The sequence below is a fragment of the Streptomyces sp. NPDC058678 genome, assembly GCF_042714835.1.
Taxonomy (GTDB): domain Bacteria; phylum Actinomycetota; class Actinomycetes; order Streptomycetales; family Streptomycetaceae; genus Streptomyces.
In genome coordinates this window covers 22,337-45,863 of sequence record NZ_JBHXSG010000069.1, presented here as the reverse complement: position 1 = coordinate 45,863, position 23,527 = coordinate 22,337, and the positions used below count along the sequence as shown (strand labels likewise).

At 70.3% G+C, this 23,527-nt stretch carries 18 protein-coding genes and 1 tRNA gene; 14 read left to right on the top strand and 5 right to left on the bottom strand.

The window, feature by feature from the left end; genetic code table 11:
• Nucleotides 1–429: 429 nt before the first annotated feature.
• The 5 genes from ACFWWR_RS40080 to ACFWWR_RS40060 all read left to right on the top strand — a co-directional run bounded on the left by ACFWWR_RS40080 (nucleotide 430) and on the right by ACFWWR_RS40060 (nucleotide 7,017).
• Nucleotides 430–1,719: an ABC transporter substrate-binding protein gene (locus ACFWWR_RS40080; protein WP_383875383.1), complete on the top strand. Its 1,290-nt coding sequence runs from the start codon at nucleotides 430–432 to the stop codon at nucleotides 1,717–1,719.
• Nucleotides 1,720–1,733: 14 nt separating this feature from the next.
• Complete coding sequence (locus tag ACFWWR_RS40075) at nucleotides 1,734–2,690, top strand: carbohydrate ABC transporter permease (protein ID WP_384308750.1); 957 nt, start codon at nucleotides 1,734–1,736, stop codon at nucleotides 2,688–2,690.
• Nucleotides 2,687–3,559 carry a carbohydrate ABC transporter permease gene (locus tag ACFWWR_RS40070; protein WP_384308747.1) on the top strand — a complete coding sequence of 291 codons (873 nt, stop codon included), beginning with the start codon at nucleotides 2,687–2,689 and terminating at the stop codon, nucleotides 3,557–3,559. Before ACFWWR_RS40075 ends, ACFWWR_RS40070 begins: the two co-directional genes overlap by 4 nt.
• 24 nt (nucleotides 3,560–3,583) lie before the next feature.
• Entirely contained in the window at nucleotides 3,584–4,183 is a 600-nt protein-coding gene (locus ACFWWR_RS40065) for a hypothetical protein (protein ID WP_383875389.1), read from the top strand.
• Nucleotides 4,184–4,281: 98 nt separating this feature from the next.
• The gene (locus ACFWWR_RS40060; RefSeq protein WP_384308744.1) at nucleotides 4,282–7,017 is read left to right on the top strand and encodes a Tat pathway signal sequence domain protein; all 2,736 of its coding nucleotides are present in this window, start codon (nucleotides 4,282–4,284) and stop codon (nucleotides 7,015–7,017) included.
• A 7-nt stretch (nucleotides 7,018–7,024) separates the two neighbouring features.
• On the opposite strand, the gene ACFWWR_RS40055 is transcribed toward ACFWWR_RS40060, so the two are convergent.
• The gene (locus ACFWWR_RS40055; protein WP_384308741.1) at nucleotides 7,025–9,457 is read right to left on the bottom strand and encodes an SCO7613 C-terminal domain-containing membrane protein; all 2,433 of its coding nucleotides are present in this window, start codon (nucleotides 9,455–9,457) and stop codon (nucleotides 7,025–7,027) included.
• A 66-nt stretch (nucleotides 9,458–9,523) separates the two neighbouring features.
• On the opposite strand from ACFWWR_RS40055, the gene ACFWWR_RS40050 reads away from it, so the two are divergent.
• Both ACFWWR_RS40050 and ACFWWR_RS40045 read left to right on the top strand, forming a co-directional pair.
• Nucleotides 9,524–9,970, top strand: a complete 447-nt coding sequence (locus ACFWWR_RS40050; RefSeq protein WP_383875394.1) for an SRPBCC family protein — start codon at nucleotides 9,524–9,526, stop codon at nucleotides 9,968–9,970.
• A 39-nt stretch (nucleotides 9,971–10,009) separates the two neighbouring features.
• A tRNA-Val gene (locus ACFWWR_RS40045) sits at nucleotides 10,010–10,081 on the top strand.
• A 46-nt stretch (nucleotides 10,082–10,127) separates the two neighbouring features.
• On the opposite strand, the gene ACFWWR_RS40040 is transcribed toward ACFWWR_RS40045, so the two are convergent.
• Nucleotides 10,128–10,856: a 3'-5' exonuclease gene (locus tag ACFWWR_RS40040; protein ID WP_383875396.1), complete on the bottom strand. Its 729-nt coding sequence runs from the start codon at nucleotides 10,854–10,856 to the stop codon at nucleotides 10,128–10,130.
• Nucleotides 10,857–11,048: 192 nt separating this feature from the next.
• Here ACFWWR_RS40040 and ACFWWR_RS40035 point away from each other — a divergent pair, with 192 nt between their 5' ends.
• The 3 genes from ACFWWR_RS40035 (at nucleotide 11,049) to thrS (ending at nucleotide 14,911) form a co-directional block, all read left to right on the top strand.
• A complete protein-coding gene (locus tag ACFWWR_RS40035; RefSeq protein ID WP_383875398.1) occupies nucleotides 11,049–11,615 on the top strand; it encodes a DUF4365 domain-containing protein in 567 nt (188 codons plus the stop codon).
• Nucleotides 11,612–12,844, top strand: a complete 1,233-nt coding sequence (locus ACFWWR_RS40030) for a hypothetical protein (protein ID WP_384308738.1) — start codon at nucleotides 11,612–11,614, stop codon at nucleotides 12,842–12,844. Before ACFWWR_RS40035 ends, ACFWWR_RS40030 begins: the two co-directional genes overlap by 4 nt.
• A gap of 90 nt (nucleotides 12,845–12,934) precedes the next feature.
• Nucleotides 12,935–14,911 carry a threonine--tRNA ligase gene (gene thrS, locus ACFWWR_RS40025; RefSeq protein WP_384308735.1) on the top strand — a complete coding sequence of 659 codons (1,977 nt, stop codon included), beginning with the start codon at nucleotides 12,935–12,937 and terminating at the stop codon, nucleotides 14,909–14,911.
• Between the two features lie 28 nt (nucleotides 14,912–14,939).
• On the opposite strand, the gene ACFWWR_RS40020 is transcribed toward thrS, so the two are convergent.
• Nucleotides 14,940–15,680: a potassium channel family protein gene (locus ACFWWR_RS40020; protein WP_383875404.1), complete on the bottom strand. Its 741-nt coding sequence runs from the start codon at nucleotides 15,678–15,680 to the stop codon at nucleotides 14,940–14,942.
• On the opposite strand from ACFWWR_RS40020, the gene ACFWWR_RS40015 reads away from it, so the two are divergent.
• Nucleotides 15,681–16,259, top strand: coding sequence for an HIT family protein (locus ACFWWR_RS40015; RefSeq protein WP_383875406.1), 579 nt, complete (start codon nucleotides 15,681–15,683; stop codon nucleotides 16,257–16,259). It abuts the gene before it with no gap.
• Nucleotides 16,260–16,364: 105 nt separating this feature from the next.
• On the opposite strand, the gene ACFWWR_RS40010 is transcribed toward ACFWWR_RS40015, so the two are convergent.
• Nucleotides 16,365–18,026, bottom strand: a complete 1,662-nt coding sequence (locus tag ACFWWR_RS40010) for a hypothetical protein (protein WP_383875407.1) — start codon at nucleotides 18,024–18,026, stop codon at nucleotides 16,365–16,367.
• A 252-nt stretch (nucleotides 18,027–18,278) separates the two neighbouring features.
• A complete protein-coding gene (locus ACFWWR_RS40005; RefSeq protein ID WP_384308733.1) occupies nucleotides 18,279–20,477 on the bottom strand; it encodes an elongation factor G-like protein EF-G2 in 2,199 nt (732 codons plus the stop codon).
• 223 nt (nucleotides 20,478–20,700) lie between these two features.
• Between ACFWWR_RS40005 and pgsA the strand changes: the two genes are divergently transcribed.
• From pgsA to ACFWWR_RS39990, 3 genes are read left to right on the top strand one after another with little or no spacing between them, the layout of a single operon-like run.
• Nucleotides 20,701–21,429, top strand: a complete 729-nt coding sequence (pgsA, locus tag ACFWWR_RS40000) for a phosphatidylinositol phosphate synthase (protein ID WP_383875411.1) — start codon at nucleotides 20,701–20,703, stop codon at nucleotides 21,427–21,429.
• Nucleotides 21,426–22,346, top strand: a complete 921-nt coding sequence (locus ACFWWR_RS39995) for a phosphatidylinositol mannoside acyltransferase (protein WP_384308730.1) — start codon at nucleotides 21,426–21,428, stop codon at nucleotides 22,344–22,346. Before pgsA ends, ACFWWR_RS39995 begins: the two co-directional genes overlap by 4 nt.
• Complete coding sequence (locus ACFWWR_RS39990; RefSeq protein WP_384308727.1) at nucleotides 22,343–23,512, top strand: glycosyltransferase family 4 protein; 1,170 nt, start codon at nucleotides 22,343–22,345, stop codon at nucleotides 23,510–23,512. Before ACFWWR_RS39995 ends, ACFWWR_RS39990 begins: the two co-directional genes overlap by 4 nt.
• Nucleotides 23,513–23,527 lie beyond the last annotated feature (15 nt).

The window sequence follows — 23,527 nt, the reverse complement described above, 5'->3', positions numbered from 1 at the left end:
GCGCGCTCAGCCCAGTGGTCCAGCCCTTCGACCACCCCGACGCGCCCACTGGTTCCAACCCCGTATCGCCCACCCGGACACGGCGCCCCGTCTGCGACAGCGCAGACGGGCCGCCGTCGTGTGTGCACCCGGCGCGAGTCCCGCGCAGTCGGAAGGTCGCGCATCCTCCGGCGAGTTTTGGCCGATCAACATCCGCGTGCCGAGGGTCAGTTCATGTTCGACCGGTCGATCCCGGGCGCCTCACCTGCGGCGTCGCCCGGCCCGTCACCGGCTCCGCCCCCGACGCACCGTCAACTCGCCGCGCAGGCTCGCAAGAAAATCCTGTCCGAATCATTGACGCATTCCTGGGCCCTCCGTAGCTTGTGCCAGCAAGCGCTTACTTGAAACGATTCATGCAGGCGGCAACGACGCTGCGGGGAGGGTCCGACTGTGGGAACCAGCAGGAATGTTGAGAGGCGTACGATCCTGAAGGCCGCGGGAGCGACGGCGGCCACACTGGGCCTGGCCGCGACCACGGGGTGCGGGGGAGACGGCGATACCTCCTCGGACGGGACGGTGACGCTCCGTTATGCGTGGTGGGGTGGCGAGCCGCGCACCATCGCCATGAAGAAGGCGATCGCGGTCTTCGAGAAGAAGTACCCGAAGATCAAGATCAAGCCTGAATTCACCGACTACCAGGCGTTCTGGGAGAAGTTCCAGACACAGGCCTCCGGCGGGAATCCGCCGGACGTATTCCAGAATGCGGTCGGTTTCCTGCGCAAGTACGACAAGCGCGGTGTTCTGCTCGATCTCAAGGCGCAGGCGGACGCCGGGAACCTGAACCTGGACAACTTCCGCAACGGCGTTCTGGCGAACGGTCAGGTCGACGGCAAGCAGCTCGGCGTCCCCGTCGGCGCCAACACCATGGCGCTCGTCATCGACCTCAAGGCCTTCAAGAAGGCCGGTGTCGAGGCGAAGATGGGCTGGACCTGGGACGAGTACTTCGACACGCTCCAGACGATCCAGGACAAGCTGAAGATCGCCGGTGACACCGGCTACCACGGCATCATGTACCTGTACGACCTGTACCTGCGTCAGAACGGCAAGGCCTTCTTCACCGACTCCGATCTCGGCTTCACCGAGGACGACCTCACGCAGTGGTGGACGGACGCATACAAGCGCGTGAAGTCCGGGCTCGTCACCGACCCGAAGAAGATCGAGCAGGTCCAACCCAAGTCGGGTCTGTCGGCCGGGCTCGCCGCCTCCGAGTTCACCTGGGACAACTTCTCCATCCGCTACGAGGGTGAGGGCGAGTCGGACTACGGGCTCGCGCCGATCCCCACCACGGACGGCAAGCACACCGGCCAGTACCTCGGCTCGCTGATGCTCAGCGGCTTCTCCGGGACCAAGCACCCCAAGGAAGTCGCCCAGTTCATCTCCTTCATGGTCCACGACCCCGAGGTCGGCAAGATCATGGGCTACGACCGCGGCATCCTCGCCACGACCGAGCAGTACGACGCGTTCCAGCCCACCGACGCCAACAACAAGGGCGTCAAGGCGTACGAGGAAGAGGTCGCCAAGGCCGGCGTGCTCGGGAAGATCACCCCGCACCCGTCGGGCGCCGATGTCATCGAGGCGGCGTTCCTGCGGATCGGCGGCGAGGTCTCCCAGGGCAAGACCAAGCCGGCCGACGCCGCCAAGGCGCTGTTCAGCGAGGCCAAGGCCGCGTTCGCGGGCTGAGGGGACGTACCACCATGACGCTCGTCAAGGAAGCGCCCGCGCGCCCGGTGAAGAAGCGGTCCGCCGCTCCTGCCGCCGGGCGGCGCGGGCGGCGCCGCGAGAACATCTCCGGCTATCTCTTCATGTCGCCGTGGATCGCGGGATTCCTGGTGCTCACCGCGGGGCCGATGATCGCGTCGCTGTACTACGCGTTCACCCGCTACAACCTCTTCACCCCGCCGCAGTGGGTGGGCTTCGACAACTTCACGACCATGTTCCAGGACCCGCGCTGGCAGAAGTCGGTCGAGGTCACGCTGAAGTACGTCGTCGTGGCCACACCGCTGAAGCTGCTGCTCGCGCTCGGTGTCGCGCTGCTGCTCGCGCAGAAGCGGAGCGGGCAGGGCCTGTACCGGGCCGCGTTCTACATGCCCTCGCTCATCGGCGCCAGCGTCTCCGTCGGTTTCGTGTGGCGGGCGCTGTTCTCGGACGACGCGGTCGTGGATCGCACACAGAAGGTCTTCGGGCTGGACGTGGGCGGCTGGATCGGCAACCCGGACTACGTCATCTACGCGCTGGTGGCGCTGAGCATCTGGCAGTTCGGCGCGCCGATGGTCATCTTCCTCGCCGGTCTCAAGCAGGTTCCGCAGGAGCTGTACGAGGCCGCCGAGATGGACGGGGCCGGTCCCCTCCGGCGGTTCTGGAACATCACACTGCCGATGATCTCCCCGGTGCTGTTCTTCAACGTGCTGCTGGAGTCCATCCACGCGTTCCAGGTCTTCGGGTCCGCGTATGTGGTCTCCAACACCCAGTGCGGGCCGGCCGACGCCACCCTCGTCTACACCTGTTATCTCTACCAGAAGGGCTTCAAGGAGGCTCAGATGGGCTTCGCCTCCGCGATGGCCTGGACGCTGGTGGTCGCGGTGGCGCTCGTCACGGCGGTCCTGTTCTGGTCGCAGAAGAAGTGGGTGCACTACGAGGAGGCCGCCAAGTGACCACTGTCAGCACCTCTGCCGTGCGTACCGCGGGCGAGCGGCGGCGCACCGGTTCCATCGCCTGGCATGTGGGCGCGCTCGCCGTCCTCGCGGTCGTCCTGTACCCCGTGATCTGGGTGGTCGGCGCCTCGTTCAAGCCGAGCAAGGACATCATCGCCAGCATCGACCTGCTGCCCACGAAGCCGGTCTGGGAGAACTTCTCCGGGCTCGCCGACGGCATCTCCGGCATCTCCATCGGCACGTTCTTCACGAACTCGATGATGTATGCGGGTCTCGCCGTGGTCGGTGTCGTGCTGTCCAGCTCGCTGACCGCGTACGCCTTCGCCAAGATCCGGTTTGCCGGCCGGAACCTGCTGTTCACGCTGATGATCGGCACGCTGCTGCTGCCGTACCACGTCCTGCTCATCCCGCAGTACGTGATGTTCCGCAAGCTTGAACTCACGGACACCCTGGTCCCGCTCGTAGCGGGCAAGTTCCTGGCCACGGAGGCGTTCTTCGTCTTCCTGATGGTGCAGTTCATGCGCGGGCTGCCGCGCGAGCTGGACGAGGCCGCCAAGCTCGACGGCTGCGGGCACCTGAGGACCTACTGGTCCATCGTGCTGCCGTTGTGCCGGCCCGCCCTCATCACCAGCGCGATCTTCACCTTCATCAACGCGTGGAACGACTTCATGGGGCCGTTGATCTATCTCAACACCCCTGACAACTACACCGTCTCGCTCGGTCTGATGATGTTCCGCGATCAGGAGGGCATCTCCAACTACGGCAGCATGATCGCGATGTCGCTGGTGGCGCTGGTGCCGGTCATCGCCTTCTTCATGGCCTTCCAGCGGTACCTCATCGACGGTATGGCGACGTCCGGACTGAAGTGAGCAGAAAGGGCTGAGGCGGTCACCATGGCGGAAGCACGTGTGAAGGCCCGTTCCCGGCGCAGGGGGTCCATGTTCGGCGAACGCTTCGCGCTCTTCGCCGAGTGTCTGCTCACCGGCGTGTGGATCGCCGTGGCCTGTCTCGGGGTCGTCACCTACCCCGCGGCCTTCGCCGCCGGCGCGCGGCACCTGCGGCGCCGTACGACCCACGAGAACGGTGGCTGGCGGGAGTTCGTCGCGGACTTCCGTACGGCCGCGCGCGCCGGGTGGCTCGTCGGGCTCGTCGGCTGGGTGGCGGCCGCCGCGGTCTGGGTGGACGTCCTGGCCGCACGGGCCGGGATTCCCGGCGGGCCGTTCGTCGGGGCGGTCGGCATCTTCGCGCTGATCGGTCTCGCCGTGGCGCTGCTGCGGGCGGCCGCCGTCTGGACGCCGGGTGCCACCTGGCGGGCGCTGCTCGCGGACGCCGGGCGGCGGACCGTGCTCGATCCCGCCGGGTCCTTCCTGGTCGTCTGCGGGCTGGCTGTCGTCACCCTGTCCGCCATGTTCATCGCACCGCTGGCGGTCCCCGTCCTGGGGGCCGTCGCGGCGGCGGCCGTCGCCGTGGAGGAGCGGTACCGGCACCGCTGACCCGCGGTGCCCTCGCACAAGGTCGGCGCCCTGGGCGTCGTACCTCTCTCTGTCATGCCCCTGACCATCCGCATGTGGAAAGGAAAGGCTGGATTCTCATGTCTCCCATCCCCCGCAGGTCCATCCTCAAAGCAGCCGCCGTAGCCGGCGCCGCCGCACAGTTCAGCTGGGCTCTAGGAGCGAAGGAAGCGCAGGCCGCGCCGAGAGCCGCCGACGGTGACGCCGATCCGGTGACCCTGGACTGGCTGGAGGACGGCGGCCTGGGCGCCGCCCCCGGATCCACCGTCGGCGTCCCCTGGCCCAAGGGCACGTACCAGAAGGACCAGAAGTTCGCGATCACGGACGCGGACGGCAAGGCCGTGCCCGCGCAGTCGTGGCCGATCGCGTACTGGCCCGACGGCTCCCTCAAGTGGACCGCCCACGCGGTCAGTTCGGGTACCGGCAAGCTCACCCTGACCGCGGGCGAGACCGCCGCTCCCGCCAAGAAGGTGACCGTCGACAAGAGCGGCGGCACCATCGACATCTCGACCGGTGTGATCACCGCGAAGATCGGCAAGTCCGGGGCCACGCTGATCAAGTCGGTCACCCGCGGCTCGACCGAGATCGCCAAGAACGGCCGGCTCGTCCTCATCCGCCAGCCCGAGATCGAGGACGAGGACCAGGGAGCGGTCAAGACCGAGCGCTTCGAGGGCGCCATCTCGAAGGTCGAGGTCGAGCAGGAGGGCCCGGTCCGCGCGGTCGTCCGCATCGACGGCAAGCACCGCAAGGGCAGCCGGAGCTGGCTGCCGTTCTCCATCCGGCTGTACTTCTACGCGGGCGCCGACTCCTTCCGGATGGTGCACACCATCACCTTCGACGGCACGCAGGAGCCCGGCAAGGCCAGCGGCGACTTCATCCGCGGCCTCGGCGTCCGCTTCACCGTGCCGATGCGCGACCAGTCGTACGACCGCCACATCCGCATCGGCGGTGACGGCACCGGTCTGCTGCGCGAGGCCGTCAAGGGCATCACCGGACTGCGCCGCGACCCGGGCGCGGCGGTGCAGGCGGCCCAGTACGCGGGCCAGAAGCTGCCCGACCCGGCCACCTGGGACCAGCGCGTCACCACGCGGCTCCAGTACATCCCCGAGTGGGGCGACTACACCCTCTCCCAGCTCTCCGCCGACGGCTTCGGTCTGCGCAAGCGCACCAAGAAGGGCCACGGCTGGATCGGCGCCGGCGGCGGCAGGCGCGCCTCCGGGTTCGGATACGTCGGCGGGGCGAGCGGCGGGTTCTCCTTCGGTCTCAGGGACTTCTGGGAGAAGTTCCCGGCCCAGCTCGACATCCGCGACGCCCAGACCGACGAGGCCGAGGTGACCCTCTGGCTCTGGTCGCCCGAGGCGCAGCCCATGGACCTGCGCTTCTACCACGACGGCATGGGCCAGGACACCTTCGCCGAGCAGCTCGAAGGCCTCAACATCACCTACGAGGACTACGAGCCCGAGTTCGGCACCCCGTACGGCATCGCCCGTACCTCCGAACTCCTCTTCTGGGCCAACGAGTCGACGCCGAGCGCCGAGACGCTCGCCGAACAGGTCGAGGCCGTACGGGTGCTGCCGCAGCTGGCCGCCCCGCCCAAGCAGCTCATCAAGGCCGGGGTCTTCGGCCCGGGCCTGTACTCCGAGCCGGACCGCTCGACGCCCGCCAAGGCGAAGATCGAGGACCACCTCGACTTCCTCTTCACCTACTACAAGGACCAGGTGGAGCAGCGCCGTTGGTACGGCTTCTGGGACTACGGCGACATCATGCACACGTACGACACGGTCCGGCACCAGTGGCGGTACGACATCGGCGGATACGCCTGGGACAACTCCGAACTGTCGCCGGACCTGTGGCTGTGGTTCGCGTACCTGCGCTCCGGCCGTGCGGACATCTTCCGCTTCGCCGAGGCGATGACCCGGCACACCGGTGAGGTCGACGTCTACCACCTCGGCAAGTGGGCCGGCCTCGGCACCCGGCACGGTGTGCAGCACTACGCCGACAGCGCCAAGCAGCAGCGCATCGCCAACACGACGTACCGCCGCTACTACTACTTCCTGACGGCCGACGAGCGGGTCGGCGACCTCATGCACGCCAATGTCGACTCCGACGAGACGTTCCTCGTCCTCGACCCCATCCGCAAGATCCGCACCGAGCCGTACACGCCCGACCGGCACGCCCTGTCGATCGGCTTCGGCACGGACTGGAGCGGCCTGGTCTCGGCGTGGCTCACGGAGTGGGAGCGCAAGGGCCCGAAGTGGGAGAAGGCCAAGGCGCGCGTGCTGTCCACGATGGAGACGATCGCGGCCCAGCCCAACGGCTTCGTCCAGGGCACCGGCCTCTACGACCTCGACACGGGCAAGTTCGCCGTCGCAGACAAGCCGGTCGTCGGCGTCTCCCACCTCTCCGCCGTCTTCGGTCTCAACGAGCTGTGCGCCGAGCTCATCGACCTCGTCGACATGCCGAAGTTCAACGAGGCCTACTTCGACTACTGCCGCTACTTCAACGCGACGAAGGCCGAGCAGGCGGCACGCTACGGCTCCAACTTCGGCTCCCTGCTGCTGTTCCAGGGCCACTCGCGCCTGGACGCGTACGCCGCCGTCAAGACCGGGGACGAGAAGCTCGCCAAGCGGGCGTGGGACAAGTTCTACAACTCCGACGGTTACAAGGAGTCCTCGCCCTGGAGGACCGAGAAGCTGAGCGGCCCGGCCGCGCTGGTCCCGGGCAGCCAGGCCACCTGGGTGGCCACGAACGACACCGCGCTCTACGGCCTCGCCGCCATCGAGAACCTGGCGCTGCTGGGGGACAAGATGCCGTAGCCGTCGGCTAGTTCATCTTCCCCAGGACCTCCCGCACCCGCCGGACATCACGCAGTCGCTGCTCGTACGTCGCCCCGAGTGCGAGCAGCAACAGCCCGGCGAGGGCGGGAGGCACCCAGCGGGGGAGGGCGTCGGTGACCTGGACGAGGTAGGGCGCGAGTTCGTGCAGCGCGTTCAGGGTCAGTACCCAGCCGCCGAGCAGGAGCGGGGCCTGGAGGTGGTGCCGGGCGCCCAGCAGGGTGACCAGCAGTGCCGCGACGCCCAGCAACAGGGGGCGCGTCCAGTGGGCGTCGCCCCAGGCCGCGACGAGGCTCGGCACGAGAGTGGCGGCGAGTCCGGGGCCGTACGCCGTCCAGGAGTTCGCCTGCGGATCGCGGCGCCGGCGCAGGGCGCCGACCAGCAGCGCCGGGACGGTGACCGGGAGGGTGTACGCCTCCGGGGTCCCGACGTCCCAGGAAACCAGCCGGACCCAGGTCGCCAGCACGAACAGGGCGGTGGCCGCGTAGCCGAGGGCGCGGCGGTCCGGGCGTACGGCCGTGCCGGCGGTGATCACCGCGCACAGGGCCAGGACCAGGGCGAGCAGGGGCAGGTCGGTGAGGGCCAGTGCCACGGCGAGCAGACCGGCGGCGGCGCCGGCCGCCTCGACCGGCACGGTCGCCGAGGAGCCGCCGAGCCGTGCCGCGAGCAGGGCCGCGACCGCGGGCACCGTGAGCACGAGCAGGGCGGTGTGCGAGGGCGGCCAGTTCGCGGCGGCACCGGTCGCGCAGGCGAGTGCGGCGGCGTACGCGAGTGCGGCCGGGGCCGTCACGGGGGCGAGGCGCGACTGCCACGAGGCCGCCGCGAACAGCGCCGTCAGGGCGGAGAGCACGGTCAGGGTCGCGGTCTGCGTGGCGAGGGACAGGCAGGCGAGGCTGAGGGAGCCGGCCGCCGCGAGAACGAGGGCCGTGAGGTGCGTGAGGCGCTGCTCGGGCTTGGCCCGGAGTGCGTACGCCGCCACCGCGAGCGCTGCGGCGGTCGTGACCGCCGCCGCCGACAGACCGACGACGTAGGGCAGTTCCAGGACCGGCGCCAGGGTGAGCGCGGTGCCCCAGGCCAGACCCAGCGCACCGGTCAGGGCCCGTGGGCGCCAGGCCGTGTCACGGACCGCCAGGGCGAGCACGGTCGCGACGGCGGCCAGCACAAGCGGGACCGTCGCCGCGTGCGGCGGCCAGGGCGCGTCGACCGTCACCGCGGCACGGGCGTCCGAAGGAGCGCCGGTCCATGCGTGCGCCGACCAGCCGGCCGGACCCAGCAGCGTGACCACGAGGACCGGCAGCGCCCACAGGAGCGCGAGTGCCTGCACGGTGCCGGAGGCCCACACGAAGCCGCTTCGCACCTCCTGGGGCAGTCGTCCGGCCCGCAGAGCGGCCAACAGGGCGATTCCACAAGCCAGATGGGCCGGGACCGTCCACACCTCCGCGAGCGCGGGACGCACCGCGCCGCCGAGCGCGGCGACCGTGAGCAGTCCGGCGGTGACGGCGAGGCCGAGGGCTCGCCTCTCGCCCTGGCTCCGCCACGCCGCGACCAGCGCGATCGTCGCCGCGAGGAGGAGGAGCGCCGCCGCACGGGCGGCGGCGCTCTGGCCGGTGGCCGTCCAGGACAGCAAGCCGGCGATCAGTACGCCCCAGGCGCCGGTGCCGTACGCGCCGACGGTGGCGGCGATCCGTACGGATCCGGAAGCCACCCGGAGCGCCACAGCCGTGTCGAACGCGGCAGTCAGCAGGAGCGCGGTGGTGATCCCGTAGGGGCCGGCGTCGGCAGCCACCGACCAGAGCAGCAGCGGGAGTTGGGCCGCGGCCAGAGCGGACGGAAGGGGCAGACGCAGGGCGGCCGTGGCCGGCAGCAGACCGTACGCGGCCCACAGCACCGCGAGCACGGCCGACGCGACCGCCGCGTACCCCGTGCCGTCCACGTCCGCGAGGGTGACCTCGTGCAGCGCGTACGCGTCGAGCACCGTCAGCGCGAGCCCGAGACCCGCCACCGACTCGGCCGTCGAGCGCAGCCCCCGCTTCAACAGCACCGCCGGTCCGGCGAGCGCGGCCAGCGTGACCGCGCCGAGCACCACGGACCGCCCGGCGATTCCCAGGTGGCCCCAGCTGACCAGCGTGAACACCATCGCCGCGATGGTGAGCAGGATGCCGCCGAGCAGCAGCAGCACGTTCTGGACACGCGGTGCGGCGGCCTCCGGGCGGGGCGGCGCGAAAACAGGCGCGGGCGGCGCGACAGGCGCGGGCGGCGGCGCGTGGTGCAGGGCCGCGACCAGCCACGCACGACGGGTCAGCAACTGGGCCCGGCGGGCGTCCAGGTGCCACAGCTCGGCATCGAGGAGCCGCAACTCCTCGGCCGGGGGCGGAATGTGCGTCATGCCGTCGAGTGTGGTCCGTGTCACGCCGTACGCCATGAGTGCGGGTACTCAGGACGTACTCACATACGCCTCACTGTGCCTGTGTACGGGAAGACTCCGCTCATGGACTGGACCCATTACCGCTTCCACAGCCGCTGGCACCTGCCCGTGGCGCCCGCCGTCGTGTACGACGCACTCGAGCGGGTCGAGCAGTATCCGCACTGGTGGCGCCAGGTGCGTGAGGTGGACCGGATCGACTGCACGACCGCCGTCGTTCGCATCCGCTCCCTCCTCCCGTACGGCATGACCTTCACCGCCCGCGAGGTGCGGCGCGACCCGGCGGCCAGGATTCTGGAGATCGCCGTGTCCGGGGACATCGACGGCTGGGCGCGCTGGACGGTCACCGCGGACGGCACGGGCAGCCTGGCCCGCTACGAGCAGGAGGTCCATGTGAACAAGCCACTGCTTCGGCGGCTGGCCGTACCGGGACGGCCGGTGTTCCGCGCCAACCACCGGCTGATGATGCGAGCCGGTCGGCGGGGTCTGGCCGGCCACCTGGAAGCGGTTTGAAGGAAGGGCGCGGGGACCTGTATTGTTCAGTGCGTTCCCGGGCGATTAGCTCAGTGGGAGAGCGCTTCGTTCACACCGAAGAGGTCACTGGTTCGAACCCAGTATCGCCCACCGGGAAAGGCCGGTCCGTCTTGGACGGACCGGCTTTTTGCTGCCCTCAAGCGGCCGCCGCCGGCAGGTCCGGACGCAGCGGCCACGCCGGGTCCACCGCTTCCTCCGTGCCGCTGCGCGCGAACCACGCCTGCAGGCCACGCGCCTGCGCCGCGTGCCACACCGCCTGCAGGGTGTGCAGTTCGGCGGGGCTCAACCGCTCCAGCCGGACCGCGAACCGGCGCCCCACCGCTCGGACGACGTCCAGCGCGGCCAGTGCGTCGGCGCCCGCGTCGTGCGCGCCCTCCAGCTCGACGCCGTAGTGCGCGCACAGGTCGGTGAGGGTGCGGCGGCCCTTGCGGTAGCGGTCCAGATGCTTGTCGAGGACCCGCGGATCGAGCACCAGCAAGGGCGAGGACTCGAACCAGCGGTCAAGGGACGAGGCGCGATGACGGCGCAACTCCCGGTCCAGCAGCGTCAGATCGAACGGCGCGTTCATCACCACCAGCGGTCGGCCCGCCACGGCCTGCTCGGCCAGCGCCTCGGCTATCTCGTACATCACCGGAGCCGGCCAGCGGCCGTTGAGCTGCAGATGCTCCTCCGTCAGTCCGTGCACCTCCGTCGCCCCGGCGGGCACCGCCACGCCCGGGTTCACCAGCCACCGGGTCACCCGCGGCCGGGTGCCCGGGGCGTCCTGGACGGCGACGGCGGCCGACACGATCCGGTCGGTCTCGACGTCGACACCGGTGGTTTCCGTGTCGAAAGCGGCCAGGGGCCCTTCGTACCAGCACGTCATACCTACTCAACCCCTCGTTCACCCACGGCAGCTGACGCCCCGTCTTCTGCCCCGTTTGGTGATACCCGGGCTGTTTGCGCCGTACGCCGGAAGGACACAACAGGAGTACGGGTCTTTGCAGTTCAGCGACCCGACGCGGGATTCACTCGGCCCAGGTGTGGGCATATCACTTGGCTTGGAAGGCTGTTCGTCATGGCGATAGCCCAGCCCGAGCGGGGCGGGCTGCTGCCCGAACGCACCAGTCCCCTTCGCGGCACACTCGCCACCACCGCCTGCATGGAGACCTTGCAGGTGGGCTACCTGCACGCGGTCGCGGCGGCCGCCGGCTGCTCGCTGTCCCAGCCGTTTCCGGACAACGGCATCGACTGGCACGTCAGCCACGGCTCCCCCGGGCACACCGTCGACGACGAGGTGACCATCAAGGTGCAGCTGAAATGCACCTACCAGGTCCCGCCGAATCCCCCCGGCCGCACCTTCTCCTTCACGCTCGACAACGACCACCTGCGCAAGCTCGCCCGCACCCCGGTCTCGGTCCACAAGATCCTGGTCGTGATGCTCGTGCCGAGATCCCAGGACGACTGGCTGCGCGCCAGCCACGACCGGCTGGACCTCAGGCACTGCTGCTACTGGGTCAACCTCGCCGGTCACGCCATCACCGGCCGGACCCGGACCACGGTGCGGATACCGACCTCGCGCATCTTCGACGACCGGGCGCTGTGCGAGATCATGACGCGGGTCGGGACGGGAGGCAGACCATGACGCACCGCCCGACGGAAGAGCCACTTCGGCTGGTACGACCCCATCCCGTCGACAGGGCCACCGCCTGGAACCGTCCCCCTGAGCCCGGCGAGGTCGACCCCGCCGTACTCGCCGCCCTGCTGCGCCGGCACGGTTGGCAGCGGCGCGGGGGAGCGGCCGGACGCTACGGCCGCTGGACCCCGCCCGGGCCGGGCGCCGGCGGGACGAGCCTGCTGGTGCCCGAGAGCCGGGCCTTCCCCGACAGCGAGGACCTGCTCGCCGAGGCGCTGCTCGCGCTGTCCCGCAGCGGCACACCCTCCGCACGCGAGGTGCTGGTCTCCCTCGCCGTGCCCAGCGACGAGATCCGCTGGTGGCGCGACGTCCCGACCGGTCCGGCCGGAACCGTCCCCTGGACGGTCGAGGAACGGCTGCGTTCGGCCGCCCGCCAGACGCTGCTCGCCGGAGCGCTCGCCACACGCGCGCGTGCGGGCTACTACGGCGCCCGGTACCGCCGCTCCGCCGCCGTGGTCCTGGAGAACGTCCTCGTCGGCTCCGCGGCAGGCGGGCGCCGGCTGACCGCCTTCGTGCCCGTCGGCACCGGCCGTCCGCTGGCCGTACGCCTGCACCAGGCCCTGTACGCCGCGCGCGAGGCCATCGACTACCAGCGGGCCACCGGCGGCATGGACGCCTTCGACGGCGCCGTCGCGGCGGGCGTCAGCCGCGAGCTCACCGAGGCCCTGATCGCGCTCGTGCGCGGTACGGAGGGGGCGCGCATCGGCGTGGAGTGGGCACCGGCCGCCGGTGTACCCGAAGGATGCGCGGCGCCCGCCGAGGCCGTCGAGTTCTCGCCCGGGGACCTGCCCGTGCTGCGGGAGGCCGGCGCCCGCTATCTGCGCGAGGAGCCCTCCATGCCGGTGCGGATCACCGGGGCGGTGGTCCGGATGCGCAGATCGGGGCCGCGCGGCGAGGGATCGGTACGGCTGCGGGTGATCGCGGGCGCCGAGATCCCGCACATACGACTGACGCTGGACGAGGAGTCGTACCGGATCGCCGGGCACGCGCACCTTGTCGGACTGCCGGTGCGGGTGCACGGGCGGCTGGAGAGCAGGGGCGGCTTCCGGCGCCTCACGGACGCCTCCGGGGTCGAACCGGTGCAGGTGGACGAGGCCGAGCGGGACCGGCTGATGAAGTCGCTCCAGGAGACCGCGGAGATCACGGCCTTCTTGGAGGAGGCCTGCGGCGGGGACTGATTTCGCGGTGGGCGGGCCCGGGTCGGTACGATCCCCTATTGCGCGCGCTCTCGGTATGGCGCCGCATCCGCCTTCAGTCAGGAGAGACCGGTGTCAGACGTCCGTGTGATCATCCAACGCGATTCCGAGCGGGAAGAGCGCGTGGTGACGACGGGCACCACGGCCGCCGAGCTCTTCACAGGCGAGCGTTCGATCATCGCCGCGCGCGTGGGCGGCGAGCTGAAGGACCTGTCGTACGTCCTGTCCGAGGGCGAGGAGGTCGAGGGCGTCCAGATCTCCTCCGAGGACGGCCTGAACATCCTGCGCCACTCCACCGCCCACGTCATGGCGCAGGCCGTGCAGGAGCTCTTCCCCGACGCCAAGCTGGGCATCGGCCCGCCGGTCAAGGACGGCTTCTACTACGACTTCGATGTCGAGAAGCCGTTCACGCCCGAGGATCTCAAGGCCATCGAGAAGAAGATGCAGGAGATCCAGAAGCGGGGGCAGCGGTTCTCCCGCCGTGTGGTGACCGACGAGGCGGCTCGCGAGGAGCTGGCGTCCGAGCCGTACAAGCTGGAGCTGATCGGCATCAAGGGCTCCGCCTCCACGGACGACGGCGCGGACGTCGAGGTGGGCGCCGGCGAGCTGACGATCTACGACAACCTGGACGCCAAGACCGGTGACCTGTGCTGGAAGGACCTCTGCCGCGGTCCCCACCTGCCCACCACCCGGAACATCCCGGCGTTCAAGCTGATGCGCAACGCGGCCGCCTACTGGCGCGGCAGCGAGAAGAACCCGATGCTCCAGCGCATCTACGGCACCGCCTGGCCCACCAAGGACGAGCTGAAGGCGCATCTCGACTTCCTCGCCGAGGCGGAGAAGCGCGACCACCGCAAGCTGGGCTCCGAGCTCGACCTGTTCTCCATCCCCGAGCAGATCGGCTCCGGCCTCGCCGTCTTCCACCCCAAGGGCGGCATCATCCGCCGGGTCATGGAGGACTACTCGCGCCGCCGCCACGAGGAGGAGGGCTACGAGTTCGTCTACACCCCGCACGCGACGAAGGGGAAGCTCTTCGAGACCTCGGGCCACCTGGACTGGTACGCCGACGGCATGTACCCGCCCATGCAGCTCGACGAGGGCGTGGACTACTACCTCAAGCCCATGAACTGCCCGATGCACAACCTGATCTTCGACGCGCGCGGCCGCTCCTACCGTGAACTGCCGCTGCGCCTCTTCGAGTTCGGGACCGTGTACCGGTACGAGAAGTCGGGCGTCGTGCACGGCCTGACCCGCGCCCGCGGCTTCACCCAGGACGACGCGCACATCTACTGCACGCGCGAGCAGATGTCCGAGGAACTCGACAAGACGCTCACCTTCGTCCTCGGCCTGCTGCGGGACTACGGTCTGACCGACTTCTACCTGGAGCTGTCGACCAAGGACCCGGAGAAGTTCGTCGGCTCCGACGAGGCCTGGGACGAGGCCACGGAGACGCTGCGCCAGGTCGCCGAGAAGCAGGGCCTGCCGCTGGTCCCGGACCCGGGTGGCGCAGCGTTCTACGGCCCGAAGATCTCCGTCCAGACCAAGGACGCCATCGGCCGCACCTGGCAGATGTCGACGATCCAGCTCGACTTCAACCTGCCGGAGCGCTTCGAGCTGGAGTACACGTCCCCGGACGGATCCAAGCAGCGCCCGGTCATGATCCACCGTGCGCTCTTCGGTTCCATCGAGCGGTTCTTCGCGGTGCTCCTGGAGCACTACGCGGGCGCCTTCCCGGCCTGGCTGGCCCCGGTCCAGGCGGTCGGCATCCCGATCGGCGACGCGCATGTCGAGTACCTGGAGAAGTTCGCCGCGGCGGCGAAGAAGCAGGGGCTGCGGGTCGAGGTCGACTCCTCCTCCGACCGTATGCAGAAGAAGATCCGAAACGCCCAGAAGCAGAAGGTGCCCTTCATGGTCATCGCGGGCGACGAGGACATGTCGGCCGGCTCGGTGTCCTTCCGCTACCGCGACGGCTCGCAGGAGAACGGCATCCCGTTCGACGAGGCCATCGCGAAGATCGGGAAGGTCGTGGAGGAGCGGGCGCAGATCTGATCCGCTGCATGTGAGGCCCCCGGCGAGTTCATTTCGTCGGGGGCCTCTCGTCGTCCTCGTCGGAGAAGACCTGGAGCAGCCAGGAGGCGAAGGTCCCGGTCACGGCGCCGAGCAGGGCCATCCCGATGGCCATCATCCCGACCGCGATCAGGCGTCCGACCGGCGTGACCGGGACGACGTCGCCGTAGCCGACCGTGGCGAGGGTGGAGCAGGTCCACCACACGGCGTCCCCGAAGGTCCGGATGGTCGCGTCCGGTGCTCCGTGCTCCTGCTGGTAGACGGCCAGGGCACCGGTGAAGCCGAGGAGGAGGGTCGACAGCCCGGCGTAGGCGATCACGCGCGCGTGCAGCGCCAGCCGGGGCCGTCCGTGCCGGCGCTGCACCGCCTCGTACACCTTGACGACCCGCAGCGGCCGCAGCAGCGGCAGGACCAGCACCACGGTGTCCAGCAGGTGCGTCCGTACGAAGCGCAGTCGCTGCCCGCTCAGGTGCCGGCGCACCGCGTAGTCGACGGCGAACAGCGCCCAGGAGGCCATCGTCAGCGCGAGGCAGAGGTCGAGCAGGCCGTCGGGCAGATCGTCGACGAGCACGCGGACCGCGTACGAGGTGAGGAAGACCAGCGACGCCACGGCGAGCGGGAACTCCGTGCGCCGCTCCCAGCGGGCCGGGGGGCTGTCGTCGTCGCGTGCGTGCGCATCGTCCACCGGCCCAGCTTGGCCCGGGTCGGTTTTCCCGCAACCCGGCGACACGGCGCGAACGGGCGAAGTCATATGCTGCACTGCATGACGAGTGAGCCGGAGCAGCAGTGGGGCGTGGGGACCCAGGACGCGTTCCAGCGTCTGTGGACGCCCCATCGGATGGCCTACATCCAGGGTGAGAACAAGCCGACCGGCCCGGGCGCCGACGACGGCTGCCCCTTCTGCTCGATCCCGGCCAAGTCCGACGAGGACGGGCTGATCGTCAGGCGCGGTGAACAGGTCTACGCGGTGCTGAACCTGTACCCGTACAACGGCGGCCACCTGATGGTCGTGCCCTACCGCCACGTCGCCGACTACACGGACCTCACGGACGCGGAGACGGCCGAACTCGGCGCGCTGACCAAGCAGGCCATGGCGGCTCTGCGCACCGCGTCCGGCGCGCAGGGCTTCAACATCGGCATGAACCAGGGCTCGGTGGCCGGCGCCGGCATCGCGGCCCACCTGCACCAGCACATCGTGCCGCGCTGGGGCGGCGACACGAACTTCATGCCGGTGGTCGGGCACACGAGGGTGCTGCCGCAGTTGCTCGCGGACACCCGGAAGATGCTGGCGGACGCCTGGCCGGCACAAGCCGGCCCGTCCGGCGTCTGAGGACGAGGCCGTCCGGGCCGAAGGGGGTCTGGGAGCACAGCCCCCAGATACGGCCCCCACGGCCCCCAGACCACCCGCACGCTGCCCGGCCCCACCGCCGGAGGCCTACGCGTCGTACACGTCCGCCTTGCGCGGTGAGGCGTCCTGGACCGCCGTGCTGAGGAACGCCGACCGGGTCCCGAACTTCTCCGTGTCCACGCCGTTCTCCTCCAGGACCCGGATCGCCGCGGCGTGCACGACCCGCAGCACCGGCGTGGCCGCGCGCAGCGCGTCGTCGGCCATGAAGCGGTGCCGCCACGGCTTGTCCGCCCAGGCGTGCCGCAGCCCGAAGGGCTCGGGGAGGGTCAGCGTGCCGCCGAGCCAGTTCAGCAGTGGCGGATACCAGGTCAGGGGCGCCCGGGCGGCCAGTCGTACCACCTCGTCCGCGTCGACCAGCGGCAGTTTCACCTTCCGGGTCTCCCAGAACTTGACCTGCTTCGCGACTTCCTTCTCCTTGGCCTCCGGCTTCGAGGTGAACAGCGAGTGCACCGGGCCCAGGGCGTGCCCGGTCACCTCGATGCGCAGCGTCTCGTGCAGCACGGTCACGGTGATCATCATGGTGATGACCAGCTGCCCGTCCCACAGCGTCCACTGCACGCCCAGGTAGTGCCGGTCGCCCGCGCCGAACTGCTGCTTGTTGCAGATGTCCTGTATGGCGTGCGACTTGACCTGGTACGCGCTCACGTCCGTGCCCTCGGGCCGGGAGACCGCATTGGCGTTCTCCCCGACCGGGGTGACGACCCAGTGCCGGACGGACGCCTTCGGGAAGCCGCCCGTGTTCAGCGTGTTCCGCTCCAGCATGCGCAGCTTGTCATGGATGGACCGTATGACGTCCCAGCTGCGGAAGGGGTGGATCTCCCGGTCCGGATGGCGTGAGACCAGGTCCTCGGCGAGCTGCCAGCTGCCCCAGCGGGTGCCCATGCCGAGTATGCCCTTGGGCCCGGCGTAGAACACGGAGTTGGACTGCTGTTCGGCGCTCAGCTGGGCGAGGGACTGTCGCAGTTGCTCGGCCGCGGTCTCGCGGGGGCTGCTCGGCACGGCCTCGGGCACCTTCGCCCCGACACTGCTGCCGGAGAGCAGGCTGTTCCAGCGCTCCCGGAGGTCTCTGGCCGTCCGCTCGCAGATCTGCTTGGCCCAGAACCAGCCGACCACAGGCATCACGATCGCCGCGCGTGCGTACCACGCCCAGAACCCGCCGAACGGCGTGCGCACGAGGAAGATCACGGCCAGGGCGCCGACTCCGACGAGCAGGGCCGTCGCGAGCGCACCGGCCTGCTTGTTCTCGGTCCTCGCCACGGTGGTGCGGATCTGGAAGACCAGCAGCCAGATGAGGAGTCCGGGCAGGAACAGCACACCGCACAGCACCATGACGATGGTCAGCAGGTTGTCGCGGTCCCTGCGGATGTTGTTCGCCGCGAGACAGTGCTCGACCACGGCCTGTGGCTCGGCGCCGAAGGACTGGATGAGCGGCTTGCGGCCGGCCCCCAGCATGCGGGCGATCACGGCCGCGGAGAAGGCCTCGCCCAGGTTGGGCCGGAAGATCCGCGCCCACCTGCGGCCGTCCGAGACGGTCGACTGATGCCATTCGCTGTTGGCCGCGAGGATGTCCCTCACGGGATTGTCCCGATAGGCCGCCGAGGCCAGCGCGAACGTCGCCGTCTGCCCTTCGTCGCCCGTGCGCGGCACCTGCGGACCGAAGATGTCCGCGTAACCGCTGTCAACGGTCATTCCCGCCCCCGATCGCCGCGACTCCTGCTCATGCGGCCTTCCCGACTTCCTTGCTTCGCACACCTGTTGATCAGGTGATCAGGGTATCCGCAGGCACGGGCATCCGTCGGCGGACGTACCGACATCCCATCGGTGGACGTACGGCATCCGGTCGGCGGCGTGCCCAACACCCGCTCGGCGGACGGCCGAAGCCGCCCGCCGACGCGGAGGGGAGCGCTGCCTGAACGGCACTTGTGGGGCGGTCGACGCCAACTACGCGGTGCTGCTCACCTCTTCACGGATCCTCTCCGCGATCTGCGGCGGCATCGGCTCGTGCCGCGCGTAGGAGCGGCTGAAGCGTGCCGTGCCGTGGGACAGGGAGCGCAGGTCGACGGCGTACCGGCCGATCTCGATCTCGGGCACCTCCGCCCGCACCAGGGTCCGCCCGCCGCTGATCTGTTCCGTGCCGAGCACCCGTCCGCGTCGGCCGGACAGGTCGCTCATCACCGCTCCCACGTATTCGTCGCCGACCAGGACGGTCACCTCGGCCACCGGCTCCAGCAGATGGATCTTCGCGTCGGACGCCGCCTCCCGCAGTGCCAGCGCGCCGGCCGTCTGGAACGCGGCGTCGGAGGAGTCCACGGAGTGCGCCTTGCCGTCCAGCAGGGTGATCCGGATGTCGAGGAGCGGATGCCCGGCCGCAACTCCCTTGGCCGCCTGGGCCCTTACGCCCTTCTCGACGGACGGGATGAACTGGCGCGGCACCGCCCCGCCGACGACCTTGTCCACGAACTCGATGCCTGAGCCGCCGGGCAGCGGCTCCACCTCGATCTCGCAGATGGCGTACTGCCCATGGCCGCCGGACTGCTTCACATGACGGCCGCGGCCCGCCGACCTGGTCGCGAACGTCTCCCGCAGGGAGACCTTGTGCGGGACGACGTCGACCTGGACGCCGTACCGGTTGCGCAACCGTTCCAGAGCGACGTCGGCGTGTGCCTCGCCCAGGCACCACAGCACCACCTGGTGGGTGTCCTGGTTCTGCTCCAGCCGCATGGTCGGGTCCTCGGCGACCAGCCGGGACAGGCCCTGCGAGAGCTTGTCCTCGTCCGCCTTGCTGTGCGCCTGGATGGCCAGCGGCAGCAGCGGGTCGGGCATCTCCCACGGCTCCATGAGCAGCGGGTCGTTCTTGGCCGAGAGGGTGTCCCCGGTCTCCGCGCGGCCGAGTTTCGCCACGCACGCGAGATCGCCGGCGATGCAGTGGGTGAGCACCCGCTGCTGCTTGCCGAACGGCGCGGACAGTGCGCCGATCCGCTCGTCGACGTCGTGGTCCTCGTGCCCGCGGTCGGCGAGCCCGTGCCCGGAGACGTGCACGGTCTCGTCCGGGTGCAGCGTCCCCGAGAAGACCCGCACCAGCGAGACCCGGCCCACATACGGGTCGGACGACGTCTTCACGACCTCCGCGACCAGCGGTCCGTCCGGGTCGCACAGCTTCAGCTCGCGCGGCTTGCCGTCGACGGTGGTGACTCTCGGTGCCTCACGCTCCAGGGGCGTCGGGAAGCCGCGTGTGACCAGTTCGAGGAGTTCGACCGTGCCGAGCCCCTGCCGGGCGCCCTCGGCCGCGGGAGCCGCCGCCAGGACCGGGAAGAAGACCCCGCGCGCCACGGCCCGCTCCAGGTCCTCGATCAGTGTCGTGACGTCGACCTGCTCGCCGGCCAGGTAGCGGTCCATGAGGGTCTCGTCCTCGCTCTCCGAGATGATCCCCTCGATCAGCCGGTTGCGGGCCTCCTCGATCAGCGGCAGCTGGTCCTCGCCCGGCTCGGACTCCTTGCGCTCCCCGGACGAGTAGTCGAACAGCTTCTGCGACAGCAGCCCGATCAGCCCGGTCACGGGCGCGTGCCCGTCCGGGGCCTGCGGGCCGCGCAGCGGCAGGTACAGGGGCAGTACGGCGTCGGGGTCGTCGCCGCCGAAGGTCTCCGCGCAGATCCGCGTCATGTCCTCGAAGTTCGCCCGGGCGGACTCCAGGTGCGTGACGACGATCGCCCGCGGCATGCCGACGGCCGCGCACTCCTCCCAGACCATGCGTGTCGAGCCGTCCACCCCGTCGGAGGCCGAGACGACGAAGAGGGCCGCGTCCGCCGCTCGCAGACCGGCCCTCAGTTCTCCGACGAAGTCGGCGTATCCGGGGGTGTCGAGAAGATTGATCTTGTATCCGTCCCATTCGACGGGGACCAGGGAGAGCTGCACCGAGCGCTGCTGCCGGTGTTCGATCTCGTCGTAGTCCGAGACGGTGCCGCCGTCCTCGACGCGGCCCGCCCGGTTCACCGCTCCCGTCGTGAGTGCGAGAGCTTCCACCAATGTCGTCTTGCCCGATCCGGAGTGGCCGACCAGCACCACATTCCGTACGGACGCGGGTTGGTCGGCCGCTGTTGCCCTGCCGGCGGCTCCGGGGTGTGCGTTCGCCTTGTCACCCATGGCCTTGCCTCCCGTGCACGGTGAGGTCACTGTGGGCGCGGACGTGCGGACCCGCGTGCGGTGGCGGCTCCGGTGACGCCCGCGGTGTTCTTCGAGCTTTCCACTCCCGTCACGGTGCGTCCATACGACGGACGCGATCCCGCGGCCCACCGTCGGTCGCGGGCCATGGGTCGGATCACGGGACGTGGTGCCCGGCCGTCGGCCACCCGCGCGCGTGGCTACGATGGGCCAGCCGGCGGCCAGCAGGGGCCGCTCGGCCACACCGACCCTCGGGAAGGCCATGCTGAACAAGTACGCGCGTGCATTCTTCACGCGTGTCCTCACACCGTTCGCCGCGTTTCTCATCCGGCTGGGGGTCAGCCCGGACACGGTGACACTCATCGGCACCGCCGGTGTCGTCGCGGGCGCGCTGGTCTTCTACCCCATGGGCGAGTTCTTCTGGGGCACGATCGTGATCACACTGTTCGTGTTCTCCGACCTCGTCGACGGAAACATGGCCCGCCAGCTCGGCCGCTCCAGCCGCTGGGGCGCCTTCCTGGACTCCACGCTGGACCGGGTCGCCGACGGCGCGATCTTCGGCGGATTCGCCCTCTGGTACGCCGGGCACGGCGACGACAACGTCCTGTGCGCCGTCTCGATCTTCTGCCTGGCAAGCGGCCAGGTGGTGTCGTACACCAAGGCCCGCGGCGAGTCGATCGGCCTGCCGGTCGCCGTCAACGGGCTCGTCGAGCGTGCCGAGCGCCTGGTGATCGCCCTGGTCCTGGCCGGGCTCGCGGGCCTGCACAAGTTCGGGGTACCCGGTATCCAGTACCTGCTGCCGATCGCGCTGTGGATCGTGGCCGTCGGCAGCCTGGTCACGCTGATCCAGCGGGTCGTCACCGTCCGCCGGGAGTCGGCCGAGGCCGAGGCCGCCGCCCAGCAGGAGACGCACGGGAGTGAGGCGGCGAAGTGAGCGCGCAGGAGCGGGTCACCGACGCGCTGTACGGCCTCGGCTGGGGCGTGGTGAAGAAGCTCCCCGAGCCGGTCGCCGTGCGTCTCGGCCGGAGCATCGCCGACCTCACCTGGAAACGGCGCGGCAAGGGCGTCCAGCGACTGGAGAGCAACTACGCGCGCGTGGTGCCCGACGCCACCCCCGAGCGCCTCGCCGAGCTCTCGCGCGCGGGCATGCGCTCGTACCTGCGCTACTGGATGGAGTCCTTCCGGCTCCCCGCCTGGAGCGCCGAGCGCGTCAGGAGCGGCTTCGAGGCCAAGGACCTGCATTACCTCACCGACGGCCTCGCGGCCGGCAAGGGCGTCATCCTCGCGCTGCCGCACATGGCCAACTGGGACCTCGCCGGCGCCTGGGTCACCACGAAGCTCGACACGCGCTTCACCACGGTCGCCGAGCGCCTCAAGCCGGAGACGCTGTACGACCGTTTCGTCGCCTACCGCGAGGGCCTCGGCATGGAGGTCCTCCCGCACAGCGGCGGTACCGCCTTCGGCACGCTGGCCCGGCGGCTGCGCGACGGCGGCCTGGTCTGCCTGGTCGCCGAACGGGACCTGTCCTCCTCCGGCGTCGAGGTCCGGTTCTTCGGTGAGGCCACCCGGATCCCGGCCGGTCCGGCGCTGCTCGCCCAGCAGACCGGCGCGCTCCTGCTGCCGGTGACGCTCTGGTACGACGACTCGCCCGTGATGCAGGGTCGTGTGCATCCCCCGATCGAGGTCCCCGAGACAGGTACCCGGGCCGAGAAGACGTCTGTCATGGCACAGGCGCTGGCCGATGCCTTCGCCACAGGGATCGCCGACCATCCGGAGGACTGGCACATGCTGCAGCGCTTGTGGCTCAAGGACCTTGATCCCGCGCGTTCTCCCGCCGGGGGGACCGCGTGAGGATCGGCATCGTCTGTCCGTACTCCTGGGACGTACCGGGTGGCGTCCAGTTCCACATCCGCGATCTCGCCGAGTACTTCATCCGGCTCGGTCACCAGGTGTCCGTCCTCGCCCCGGCCGACGACGACACCCCGCTGCCGCCGTACGTCGTGTCGGCCGGCCGCGCGGTGCCGGTGCCGTACAACGGCTCGGTGGCCCGTCTCAACTTCGGCTTCCTGTCGGCGGCCCGGGTGCGGCGCTGGCTGCACGACGGCGAGTTCGACGTCATCCACATCCACGAGCCGGCCTCGCCGTCCCTCGGCCTGCTGGCGTGCTGGGCCGCGCAGGGTCCCATCGTCGCCACCTTCCACACCTCCAACCCGCGCTCCCGGGCCATGATCGCCGCGTACTCGATCCTGCAGGCCGCCCTGGAGAAGATCAGCGCGCGGATCGCCGTGAGCGAGTACGCCCGCCGCACGCTCGTCGAACACCTCGGCGGCGACGCCGTGGTGATCCCGAACGGCGTCGACGTCGACTTCTTCGCCCGGGCCGAGCCCAAGTCCGAGTGGCAGGGCGACACGATCGGCTTCGTCGGCCGCATCGACGAGCCCCGCAAGGGTCTGCCGGTGCTGATGAGGGCCCTGCCGAAGATCCTCGCCGAGCGCCCGCAGACCCGGCTGCTCGTCGCCGGGCGCGGTGACGAGAAGGAGGCGGTCGAGTCACTGCCCGCCGACCTCCGCCCGCGCGTCGAGTTCCTCGGCATGGTCAGCGACGTGGACAAGGCCCGTTTCCTGCGCAGTGTCGACCTGTACGTCGCCCCCAACACCGGCGGCGAGAGCTTCGGGATCATCCTGGTCGAGGCGATGTCGGCGGGGGCCCCGGTGCTGGCCTCGGACCTGGACGCCTTCACCCAGGTGCTCGACCAGGGCGCGGCGGGCGAGCTGTTCGCCAACGAGGACGCGGACGCGCTCGCCGAGGCAGCCGTACGGCTGCTCGGGGACCCGGCACGGCTGGCCGAGCTGCGCGAGCGCGGCAGCGCGCACGTGAGACGGTTCGACTGGTCGACGGTCGGCGCGGACATCCTGTCCGTGTACGAGACGGTGACGTCCGGCGCGGCGGCGGTCGCCGCGGCGGACGACGAGCGGGCGACGGGGCTGCGGGCGCGGCTGGGGCTGGCGCGGGACTGACGAGACCTCGGGGCG